Consider the following 10,919-nt stretch of genomic DNA (forward strand, 5'->3'; position numbering starts at 1 on the left):
TGTGCACGAAGGGCAGCGGCACGAACTCGGTGAAGCCGCCGGTCTCGTCCTGCAGCCGTCCGATCAGCCGCAGGTGCGCCACCCAGTGCCGCGGGTGGTCGACGTGGCCGAACATCATCGTCGAGGTGGTCGGGATCCCCAGCCGGTGCGCGGTGGTGATCACCTCGATCCAGGCCGAGGTGGGCAGCTTGCCCTTGGTCAGCACCCAGCGCACCTCGTCGTCGAGGATCTCGGCCGCGGTGCCGGGCAGCGAGTCCACGCCGGCCTCCCGGACGCCGATCAGGAATTCCTCGATCGACAGGTTGGCCCGGGCCGCGCCGTTGACGATCTCCATCGGGCTGAAGGCGTGCAGGTGGATTCGCGGCACCGCCCGCTTGACCGCCCGGGCGAGCTCGAAGTAGCCGGACGCCGGCAGCTTCGGGTCGATGCCGCCCTGCATGCAGATCTCGGTGGCGCCGTCCGCGGCCGCCTGGCGCACCCGCTCCTCCACCTCGGCGGTGGAGAGCGTATAGGCGTCGGCGTCGGTGGCGCGCTGGGCGAAGGCGCAGAACCGGCAGCCGGTGTAGCAGATGTTGGTGAAGTTGATATTGCGGTTGACCACGTAGGTGACGTCCTCGCCGACCGCCTCGCGGCGCAGGTCGTCGGCGAGTGCGGCGACCGCGGCCAGGCCCGCCCCGTCGGCCTGCATCAGGGTCAGCGCCTGCGCGTCGGTCAGCCCCGCGGGGTCCCGCTCGGCGGCGCGCAGCGCCTGCGCCACGTCGGAGTCCAGCGCGCTGGCGCCGGGCGAGAAGACCCGGTCGCGCAGGGCGTCCCAGTCGCCGTAGACCTCGCTGAAGTCGCTGCGCCGGTCGCTGCTGCGGCCCTGGGTGTCCACCGCGGAGTGCAGGTCGGTCCGGCCGCTGGACACCCACTCCGGATCCGGCTCCTGCCAGGGCCGGCCGACCGGGCTGAGCACCCCGCCGTCCGGCGCGGTACGGGCCAGGCCGGTGGCCGGGTCGGCCAGCGCCCGGACGTGCGGCAGCAGCCGCGGGTCCAGCCACGGCTCCTCGGCCAGCACGTAGGACGGGTGCGCGGTCAGCCGCTCGGTGAGCGCCAGGCCGCGACCGGCCAGCAGGTCGGTCAGCTTGTCCAGCTCCGGCCAGGGGCGCTCGGGGTTGACGTGGTCCGGGGTGAGCGGGGAGATGCCGCCGAAGTCGTCCACCCCGGCGTCGAGCAGCAGCAGGCACTCGGTCAGGTCCACCAGGTTCGGCGGCGCCTGCAGCCGCACCTTCGGCCCGAGCACCAGCCGGGACACCGCGAGGGTGGCCAGGTACTCCTCCAGGTCCAGGTCCGGATCGTTGCGCATCGCGGTGTCGTCCTTGGCCCGGAAGTTCTGCACGATCACCTCCTGGATCGCGCCGAACTCCCGGGCGCCGGCCCGGATCGCGAACAGCGACTCGGCCCGTTCCTCGCGGGTCTCGCCGATGCCCACCAGGATGCCGGTGGTGAAGGGAATGGTGAGCCGGCCGGCATCGGTGAGCACCCGCAACCGGACCTCGGGGTCCTTGTCCGGGCTGCCGAAGTGCGGCGCGCCAGGCTCGGTGAACAGCCGGCGGGCGGTGGTCTCCAGCATCATCCCCATGCTCGGGGCCACCGGCTTGAGCCGCTGCAGCTCGTCCCAGCTCATCACCCCGGGATTGAGGTGCGGCAGCAGGCCGGTCCGTTCCAGCACCGCGACGGCCGCGGCCCGGACGTAGTCCAGGGTGGAGTCGTAGCCGCGCTCGTCGAGCCAGCGGCGGGCCTGCGGCCAGCGGTCCTCCGGACGGTCGCCCAGGGTGAACAGCGCCTCCTTGCAGCCCAGCGCCGCGCCCTGCTCGGCGATCGCCAGCACCTCGGAGATCTCGAGGTAGGCAGCCGGCAGCCGGTGCGGCACGGTGGCGAAGGTGCAGTAGTGGCACCGGTCGCGGCACAACCGGGTCAGCGGGATGAACACCTTGCGCGAGTAGGTGATCACCGCCGGGCGCCCGGCGGCCCGCAGGCCGGCGTCGCGCACCCCGGCCGCGATCGCCATCAGCTCGCTGAGCCGGTCGCCGCGCACCGACATCAGCACCGCCGCCTCGGTGACGTCCAGCGCCACGCCGTCGCGGGCACGCCGCAGGGCCCGGCGGACGGCGGACTCGGATGGCTGCGGCTGGCTCACACCTGGCAGCCTAACCACCGCGAGCGTGCGGTGAACCGAGCATTCGAAACGCCGGGTGCCCCGAGCGGGCCGGGGCACCTAAGCTGTCTGCGTGCCGAGCGCCGTCCCGCCTGTCCCGCCGGAGTCCGTCCCCGGTCCGGTCGCGCTGACCGGGTTGCCCACCGACACCGAGCAGCTGGCCCTGGCGGTGTGCCGGTTGTCCTGGTACGCCCCCGGCCGGGTGCGCCACCCGCACCAGGTCGGCATCGCCGTCCGGGCGGCGCTGTTCACCGAGCTGGCCCGCACCGGCCGGCTGGTGGGCCGGATTCGCCCGGAGGCGATCGGCGAGTCTGACACCGGCAACCCGCTGCCCGACGCGCTGCACCGGGCGGTGGCTACCCGCCGGCCGGCGTTGTGGAAGCGCTGGTTCAGCCACGTCGACGCCGACCGCCGGGCTGCCACCGAGGCGCTGGTCGCGGCCGGCCACTGGCAGGCCGACGGGCGCCGGCTGATCGACGTCGAGGCCGCCGCGACCGCATTGCGGCAACGGCAGGTGCAGGAACTGCTGGCGACCAAGCAGGCACCCGACACCCTGGACCAGGTGCTGCTGGTGCTGCTGGCCGGCGGCCACGGCGCCGCTACCCGGCCGGCTCCGCGCCGCAGCCGGAAGCTGGCCCGGGAGTGGCTGGAACCGCAGCTGCGCACCGCGGGGCACGGTGGCGACGCGACGCTGGCCGCGGTGTTCTACGCCCTGACCGCGATGCGGCGGGCGCACACCGTGCCGTTCCTGTCCCGCTGACTCCGGCTCGGCTGGCTCCCGCTTACGGTGGCCGGCCGGCGATGAATTAGGTTCGCCGGGTGCGTATCACGGTGCTGGCGGGTGGCGTCGGCGGAGCCCGGTTCCTGCAGGGCGTGCGGGCCTATGCCGCGGGACTGCCGGGATCGGAGGTCACCGCGATCATCAACACCGGCGACGACGTCACGCTGCACGGCCTGCGGATCTGCCCGGACCTGGACAGCGTGATGTACACGCTGGCCGGCGCGGTGGACACCGAGCGCGGCTGGGGCCGGGAGGGCGAGACCTGGCGGATCATGGACGAGCTGGTCGAGTACGGCGCCGAGCCGACCTGGTTCGCCCTGGGCGACCTCGACATCGCCACCCACCTGGTGCGCACCCAGATGCTGGCGGCCGGCTACCCGCTCTCGGACGTGACCGCGGCGCTGTGCCAGCGCTGGCAGACCGGCATCCGGCTGCTGCCGATGACCGACGAGCGCTGCGAGACGCACGTGGTGATCTCCGAGGACGACAGCCGGCGGGCCATCCACTTCCAGGAGTGGTGGGTCCGGCACCGGGCCGGCATCCCGGCGCTGGACTTCGTCCAGGTCGGCCTGGACTCCGCGCGGCCGGCGGCCGGCGTGCTGGCCGCGATCGCCGAGGCCGACCTGGTACTGATCGCCCCGTCCAACCCGGTGGTCTCGATCAACACCATCCTGTCCGTGCCCGGAATCCGGGAGGCGCTGCGGTCCGGTCCGGCGCCGGTGGTCGGGCTGTCCCCGATCATCGGCGGGGCGCCGGTGCGCGGCATGGCCGACGCCTGCCTGCCGGTGCTGGGCGTGCAGACCTCGGCCGCGGGGGTGGCGGGGCTCTACGGCGCCCGGTCGGCAGGCGGGGTGCTGGACGGCTGGCTGGTGCACACCGGCGACACCGTGCAGCTGCCGGGCCTGCCGGTGCTGGCCCGGGACCTGCTGATGACCAGTCCCGAGGCGACCGCTGCCATGGTGGCCGACGCGGTCCGGCTGGCCGGCCGGTGAGCAGTGTGCCGATGCCTCCGGTGAGCGGCATCGAGGTGCTGGCGGTGCCGGGCATGGCCGAGCTCCGTCCCGGCGACGACCTGGCCGGCGAGATCCTGCGGTGCGCGCCGGAACTGGCCGACGGCGACGTCCTGGTGATCACCTCGAAGGTGGTCTCCAAGGTGGAGGGCCGGCTGATCGCCACGTCCGGTGACCCGGCCGAGCGCGAGCGGGCCCGGCAGCAGGCCATCGAGGACGAGACGGTGCGGGTGATCGCCCGCCGCGGGCCGCTGCGGATCGTCGAAACCCGGCACGGCCTGGTGATGGCTGCGGCCGGCGTGGATGCCTCGAACGTGGCCGGCGGCGAGATCGCGTTGCTGCCCCGGGATCCGGACGGCTCGGCCCGCCGGCTGCGCGCCGAGATCGCCGAGCGCACCGGCCGGCAGGTCGCGGTGGTGGTCTCGGACTCGATGGGCCGGCCCTGGCGGCACGGCATCACCGACGTCGCGATCGGCGCCGCGGGGCTCGCCGCGGTGCAGGACCGGCGCGGCGAGCGGGACCGGCACGGCAACCTGCTGGAGATGACCGAGGTGGCGGTGGCCGACGAGCTGGCCGCGGCCGCCGACCTGGTCAAGGGCAAGCTCTCCGACATTCCGGTCGCGGTGGTGCGCGGGTTTGATGCCGGCGGGTATCCCGACGACGGCCGGGGGGCGGCCGCGCTGCTGCGCGACCCCGGCAGCGACCTGTTCCGGATGGGTACCGCCGAGGCGCTAGCCCTCGGCCGGGCGCAAGCCGGTGGTTCGGACCCCGGGCCGGACACCGCCGCGCTGCACGCCGACGTGCTGGCCACCCTGGCAGCGATCCCGCTGGACCCGGCCGACGGCACCGGCCAGGCGGCGATCCGGGAAGGTTTCTACGGCCTGCTGGCGGCCCGTCCGGACGCCACCCGGCGGGCCTGCGTACCCGGCCACGTCACCGCCAGCACCCTGCTGCTGGATGCCGAGGCACGCCGGGTGCTGCTCACCCTGCATCCGCGGGTGGGCGCCTGGCTGCAGCTGGGCGGCCACCTGGAGGACACCGACTCCTCGCTGCTGGCCGCCGCCGCCCGGGAGGCCGCCGAGGAGAGCGGCATCGCCGAGATCGTGCTGGACCCGGTGCCGGTCAACCTCGACGTGCACCCGATCACCTGCTCGCTGGGGCTGCCGACCCGGCACTACGACGTGCAGTTCGTCGGCCGGGCGCCGGCCGGCAGCGAACCGGCCATCAGCTCCGAGTCCGACGACCTGCGCTGGTTCGAGGTGGACGACCTGCCGGCCGACATCTCCCCGGAGCTGCCGGCGCTGGTCGCACGGGCCGTCCGGCGGGTGACCGGCCTATGAACCCGTTGCAGCAGGTGCTGGACTGGCCGGTGCCGCACGCCGCCGCCGCGGTACTCGGACCGTCCGGCGTGCTGGCCGAGATCGGTGACACCACCCGGCGGTTTCCACTGGCCTCGGTGACCAAGCCGCTGGCCGCGCTGGCCACCCTGGTCGCGGTGGAGGAGGGCGCGATCGAGCTGGACCTGCCGGTGCCGGACTACGCGCCGACCGCGTTGAGTCCGGAGCTGGCCGCCGAGCTCGGCACGATGACCCTGCGGCACCTGCTCGCGCACGCCGCGGGGCTGGCCACCGACGCGTTCCGGCGGGCCGGCGAGGTGGGCGCCCGGCGGATCTACTCCAACGCCGGCTTCGACCTGATCGGCACGCTGGTCACCGGCGCGACCGGCATCGACTTCGCGGACTACCTCGCCGAGGCGGTGCTCGGCCCGCTGCGGATGTCGGCCACCGAGCTCAAGGGGTCGCCCGCCGCCGGGGCCGTCGGCTCGGTCGACGACCTGCAGGCGCTGATCGGCGAGCTGATGAACCCGACCGGACTGCTGCACCCGGAGACCCTGAGCGGGGTCTGGACGGTGCAGTTCCCCGGCCTGCTCGGCGTGCTGCCCGGCTACGGCGGCCAGCGCCCGAACGACTGGGGGCTGGGCTTCGAGATCCGCGGCGAGAAGGACCCGCACTGGACCTCGCCGCGCAACTCCCCCGGCAGCTACGGCCATTTCGGGCGCAGCGGCACCATGTTCTGGATCGACCCGCAGGCCCGGTTGGCCCTGGTGGCGCTCGCCGACAAGCGCTTCGGGCCGTGGGCGATCAAGGCCTGGCCGCAGCTGTCGGACGCGGTGCTGGACGCCTTCGGCTAACAGTTCGGGGCTCGCCTCCCCGAGCCGCTCACGCAACCACTTCCCCGACCATTCCATCCACTGTCAGCCGCGACTACCTGCGGCCAAGGAGATGCGCCCTTTCGGTCATCGGAATTTTCCTGAATGGCGAATGACAGCGAGCCCTTCGGCTGTGTCATTACCGCCCGGCATTCGTACCTACGCTCTCGAAACTGGTTTACCCATGGGTTAGGACGCCGCACTGGGCGAGCTATGAGAAGGCATTGAAAAGTTATTGACACTAAAGCCGGCGGCGAGGACGCTCGACTGAACCCAAAGCCCCATCAGTTGGGGAGGGAATATGCTCCACGACGGGTTGACCGGTCCGCAGGTAACGGTCCAGGGCGCTGCCGTCATAGATTCCACGCGCGCCAACATCATTCTCGTAGCCGTCGGACTCATGGTCCTGGTCGGACTCGTGTGCGTTCTAATGCACCGATTCATGATTCGATCGAGGCACGACGCTGCTGATACGAGCATGACTAGGCCGGTGTTGGCGGTGCTCCTGGTAGGTGCCGTCCTCATCCTCGCCGCGGCATCGCTGTCCATGGATGATGCCGATACACGCAACCTCTTGATAGGCGGCGTTGTCTCGTTGAGCTCGGCGGCCGTCGCGTTCTACTTTTCCTCGACCGTCGCGACAGAAGCCCGTCGGGATCTCATGGCCGCCACGATGGGTGTGGAACAGGTACCGGACCTGAAGGGAAAGTCGCTGACAGACGCGCAAGCGATAATGAGCGGATCCCGCCTCGTTCTCGCTGTAACTAATCCGCCGGCACCAGCGGGAGCTCTGGTTACCAAGCAGGATCCGCCGGCCGGGACGAGCGTGAAAGGTGCTCATTCGGTTACCGTGACGTTTTGAGCAACGCTCCGCAACCCTTATCTTCACCGACTATGCCCTGCCGTTAGCCGCACGAGGTTATAACCGTGCTTGAAAATTGCCAGACACTTCAAGAAATGGCCTATCCGCATTCAGCTCGCTATTCATTACGACGTATGCGGCTGGCCCAGAACGGCTCAGATCCGGGACATGTCCTTCGGGCTGAACCGCGGCCCGAACTTGGGCGGGGTCAGCCCGCTCAGCAGGATCAGCTTGACCACCCGGGCCCGCTGGCCGGCCCACGGCGCTAGCAGCTCCAGCATGGTGGCATCGTCGGTGCGGGCCGCCCCGGTCAGCGCGAAGCCGACCACGTTGGACAGGTGGAAGTCCCCCACGCTGACCGCGTCCGGGTCGCCGAGCGCGCGCACCGTGGTCTCGGCCACCGTCCACGGCCCGACCCCGGGCACCAGCGCCAGCCGCTTGCGGGCGGCGTCCAGCCCCGCGGTCTGGGCCAGCTCGACGCACTCCTCCAGCCGGTTGGCCACCGTCGCCACCGCGCGGATCGCCCGGTACCGCTTGGCATCCACCCCGAACCGGTGCCAGTCCCAGCTCGGCACCGCCAGCAGCCGGGACGGTTCGGCCGGCAGCCACATCCGGGGCTCGGCCGGGCCCGGGGCCGGCTCGCCGTAGGCCCGGGTCAGCAGCCGCCAGGCCCGGAACGCCTCCTGGCCGGTGACCCGCTGCTCCAGGCAGGCCGGCACCAGCGAGTGCAGCACCAGCCCAGTCCGGGTCAGCCGCACGCCTGGCCGGTGCCGGTGCACCTCGGCCAGCACCCGGTGGCCGCTGACGTCCAGCGCCGACCAGTCGTCGGAGTCGCCGAGCAGGCCGGGCACCGCGGCCAGCAGCCAGTCCGCGCCGCTGCCCCACGCCCGGGCCAGCACGTCAGTGCTGGCTCGGCCATCCCCTCCAGCCCGGGCCAGCACGTCGGTGCCGGCGGCAGTCAGGGCCAGCGTGCCGGGGCCGGCCGGGGTGCGGCAGGCCCACCAGAAGGTGCCGCCGACGAACCGGGCGGTCGGGTCGCCGGCGCCGTGGCACAGCGGCCCCAGGGTGCGCGCCAGGTCGACCGGGGCCGTTGGCCGCCAGCGGAGCTCGGCCGTCGGGGTGCTGCTCATGTCCTGTCCTACAACTAGCTGTCGGCCGAGAATCGCACGCTGCCGTCGGGCAGTTGGACGTCCGGCCAGATCCGGGCCCCGTACAGTAACTCGATCCCGGAACCGAGCACCACCCGGTCGCCGACCACCACGCCGTCCAGCACGCTGCCGCTGCCCACCACCGCATCCCGGCCGACGATGCTGGCCCGCACCGAGGCACCGGCCGCCACCCGGACGCCGTCGAAGAGCACCGAGCCGTCGACCACCGCGCCGGCCTCCACCTCGCAGTCCCGGCCGACGGTGCAGCCGCCGGTCAGGATCGCGGAGTCGGCGACCTTCGCGCCGGGCAGCACCAGTGCCTCGCCGGTGGGCCCCGGCAGGGCCTCGGTAGGCGCGATTCCCCTTACCAGGTCGGCCGATCCGGCCACGAAGTCGGCGGGCTTGCCGAGGTCGCGCCAGTAGCTGGTGTCGAGGTAGCCGGCCACCCGCGCGCCGCCGGCGAGCAGGCCCGGAAAGGTCTCCCGCTCCACCGAGACCGGCCGCCCGGACGGGATGGACTCCACCACCGCGCGGGAGAACACGTAGGTGCCGGCGTTGATCTGGTCGGTGACCGGGTTCGGATCCTTCTCCAGGAACGCCGTCACCCGGCCGTCGGCGTCGGTGGGCACGCAGCCGAAGGCACGCGGATCGTCCACCGTGGTCAGGTGCAGGGTGACGTCGGCGGCCGAGCGGCGGTGCTCGCCGAGCAGGCCGGTCAGGTCGCAGCCGGTCAGGATGTCGCCGTTGAAGATCATCGCGGTGTCGCCGCGCAGCAGGTGCTGGACGTTGCCGATCGCGCCGCCAGTGCCCAGCGGTTCCTCCTCGACCACGTACTCCAGCTCCAGGCCGAGCGCCGCCCCGTCGCCGAAGTACTCGGAGAACACCTCGGCCTGGTAGCTGGTGCCCAGGATCACGTGCCCGATGCCGGCGGCCCGAATTCGTGAGAGCAGGTGGGTCAGGAACGGCACCCCGGCGGTCGGCAGCATCGGCTTGGGCGCGGACAGCGTCAGCGGCCGCAGCCGGGTGCCCTTGCCCCCCACCAGCACGATCGCCTCGACCGTTCCCGGAGGAAACGCAGTCATTCAGCTCGTCCTCTGTTCGGGCGGCGGGTCCGTCCCCGCTGCTTGCGGTGCGGCCGGGCGCCGGCACTGACGCCGGAAAGCCGCAGCGACAGCTGTTCCCGTACCGCCAGCCCCAGCCGGACCACCAGCCGCAGCGGCAGCCAGCGCGGGCCCGGATAGTGCCGGCTGAAGTACAGCCAGGCGCTGCGGTGGTGCGCCGAGGTCATTGCCGCGGCGTGCCGGGAGGTGGCGTGCGATCCGGTGTGGGTGACCACCGCGCTCGGCACGTAGACGTTCAGCCAGCCGGCGTCGGCCAGCCGCTCGCCGAGGTCGACGTCCTCGAAGTACATGAAGTACGCCGGGTCGAATCCCCCGACCGAGGAGAAGGCCTGCCGGCGCAGCAGCAGGCAGGACCCCGACAGCCACCCGGCGGTCCGCTCGTGCAGCTCCTCGTTCTCGCGGCGGTAGCGCACGCTCCACGGGTTGCCCGGCCACCACCAGCCGAACACGGCATGCCCGATGCCGCGTCCCAGGGTGGGCAGCGCCCGCGCCGACGGGTAGACCTGGCCGTCCGGCTGGCGGATCAGCGGGCCGAGCGCACCGGCCCGCGGCCAGCGCGCCGCGGCGGCCAGCAGCTCGTCCAGCGAACCCGGCTCCCACACCACGTCCGGATTGGCCACCACCACCCAGTCGGCGCTGGTGGCCGCCACTCCGGCGTTGGCGGCCCGGCCGTAGCCGACATTGCTGCCGGTGCTGAGCAGCGTCACCCCGGGCCGCTCGGCGGCGGCCTGCGGCGCCCCGTCCAGCGAGCCGTTGTCGGCCAGCAGCACCTCGACGGAGCGCTCGGTGGCCCGCTGCAGGCTGTCCAGGAAGCCGGTCAACGAGCTGCCCGGTGAGTAGGTGACCGCGACCACCGCAACGCTCGCGCGAGCCGGCGAGTCGGCGGCGGCGATCGGGTCCAGCGTGGCGCCGGTCACCGCCGGCCCGCCTGCCGGCCGCGGTGCAGCGCCTTCTCGTAACCGGCCAGGTGGGCTTGGGCACAGGCGGCCCAGCTGAACCCGCGGGCCCGGACCAGGCCCGCCCGGCTCAGCCGGGCACGCAGCTCCGGATCGGTCAGCAGCCGGCCCAGCGCGTCGGCGATCGAGGCGTCGTCCGGCTCGGTGTAGGCGACCGCGTCGCCGCCGACCTCGGGCAGCGCCAGCCGGCGGGTGGTCAGCACCGCCGCGCCGCAGGCCATCGCCTCCAGCACCGGCAGCCCGAAACCCTCGCCCAGGCTGGGATAGGCCACCACCGCGGCGGCGCCCAGCAGGCCGGGCAGGTCGGCCAGCGGCAGGTAGCCCGGACGCAGCAGCCGCAACCCGGCCGGCACCGCGGCCACCGCGGCGTCCAGCTCGCGGTCCCAGCCCGCGCCGCCGGCCAGCACCAGGGCCGGTGGCCGCCCGTCGATCCGGGCGCAGGCCGACACCCAGCCCCGGATCAGCGCCGGGACGTTCTTGCGCGGCTCCAGGGTGCCCAGGAAGGCGACGAACTGCTCGTCCGGTTCCAGGCCGGCGGCACTGCGGGCTTTCGCCTGGGCGGCGGCGTCCGGCGGGGAGAACAGTTCGGTGTCGACGCCCAGGTGCGCCACCTGGAGCCGGTCGGAGTCCAGGCC

General features: G+C 73.1%; 10 protein-coding genes. 5 read left to right on the forward strand and 5 right to left on the reverse strand.

The window, feature by feature from the left end; genetic code table 11:
* On the reverse strand, positions 1-2,179 hold a 2,179-nt coding region (locus VLJ82_RS01840), incomplete at its 3' end, for a bifunctional FO biosynthesis protein CofGH (protein ID WP_408661617.1).
* Positions 2,180-2,270: 91 nt separating this feature from the next.
* Here VLJ82_RS01840 and VLJ82_RS01845 point away from each other — a divergent pair.
* The 5 genes from VLJ82_RS01845 (at position 2,271) to VLJ82_RS01865 (ending at position 7,059) form a co-directional block, all read left to right on the forward strand.
* Complete coding sequence (locus VLJ82_RS01845; protein WP_408661618.1) at positions 2,271-2,957, forward strand: hypothetical protein; 687 nt, start codon at positions 2,271-2,273, stop codon at positions 2,955-2,957.
* Positions 2,958-3,016: 59 nt separating this feature from the next.
* On the forward strand, positions 3,017-3,970 hold the full coding sequence (cofD, locus tag VLJ82_RS01850; protein ID WP_408661619.1) for a 2-phospho-L-lactate transferase: 954 nt from the start codon (positions 3,017-3,019) through the stop codon (positions 3,968-3,970).
* 11 nt (positions 3,971-3,981) lie between these two features.
* Positions 3,982-5,328, forward strand: a complete 1,347-nt coding sequence (locus tag VLJ82_RS01855; protein WP_408661620.1) for a coenzyme F420-0:L-glutamate ligase — start codon at positions 3,982-3,984, stop codon at positions 5,326-5,328.
* Positions 5,325-6,179 carry a serine hydrolase domain-containing protein gene (locus VLJ82_RS01860; RefSeq protein WP_408661621.1) on the forward strand — a complete coding sequence of 285 codons (855 nt, stop codon included), beginning with the start codon at positions 5,325-5,327 and terminating at the stop codon, positions 6,177-6,179. The genes VLJ82_RS01855 and VLJ82_RS01860 overlap by 4 nt, the downstream gene beginning before the upstream one ends.
* Before the next feature lie 319 nt (positions 6,180-6,498).
* Positions 6,499-7,059 carry a PASTA domain-containing protein gene (locus tag VLJ82_RS01865; RefSeq protein ID WP_408661622.1) on the forward strand — a complete coding sequence of 187 codons (561 nt, stop codon included), beginning with the start codon at positions 6,499-6,501 and terminating at the stop codon, positions 7,057-7,059.
* Positions 7,060-7,214: 155 nt separating this feature from the next.
* Here VLJ82_RS01865 and VLJ82_RS01870 read toward each other — a convergent pair whose 3' ends face one another.
* The 4 genes from VLJ82_RS01870 to VLJ82_RS01885 form a co-directional block, all read right to left on the reverse strand.
* Positions 7,215-8,189: a DNA-3-methyladenine glycosylase family protein gene (locus VLJ82_RS01870; protein ID WP_408661623.1), complete on the reverse strand. Its 975-nt coding sequence runs from the start codon at positions 8,187-8,189 to the stop codon at positions 7,215-7,217.
* 14 nt (positions 8,190-8,203) lie between these two features.
* Complete coding sequence (locus VLJ82_RS01875; protein ID WP_408661624.1) at positions 8,204-9,289, reverse strand: sugar phosphate nucleotidyltransferase; 1,086 nt, start codon at positions 9,287-9,289, stop codon at positions 8,204-8,206.
* On the reverse strand, positions 9,286-10,245 hold the full coding sequence (locus VLJ82_RS01880) for a glycosyltransferase family 2 protein (RefSeq protein ID WP_408661625.1): 960 nt from the start codon (positions 10,243-10,245) through the stop codon (positions 9,286-9,288). The genes VLJ82_RS01875 and VLJ82_RS01880 overlap by 4 nt, the downstream gene beginning before the upstream one ends.
* Positions 10,242-10,919 (reverse strand): glycosyltransferase family 4 protein (locus tag VLJ82_RS01885; protein WP_408661626.1); only part of this gene is annotated, 678 nt, incomplete at its 5' end. The genes VLJ82_RS01880 and VLJ82_RS01885, both read right to left, overlap by 4 nt.

It is taken from the genome of Jatrophihabitans sp., from assembly GCF_035474675.1.
Lineage (GTDB): Bacteria > Actinomycetota > Actinomycetes > Mycobacteriales > Jatrophihabitantaceae > Jatrophihabitans_A.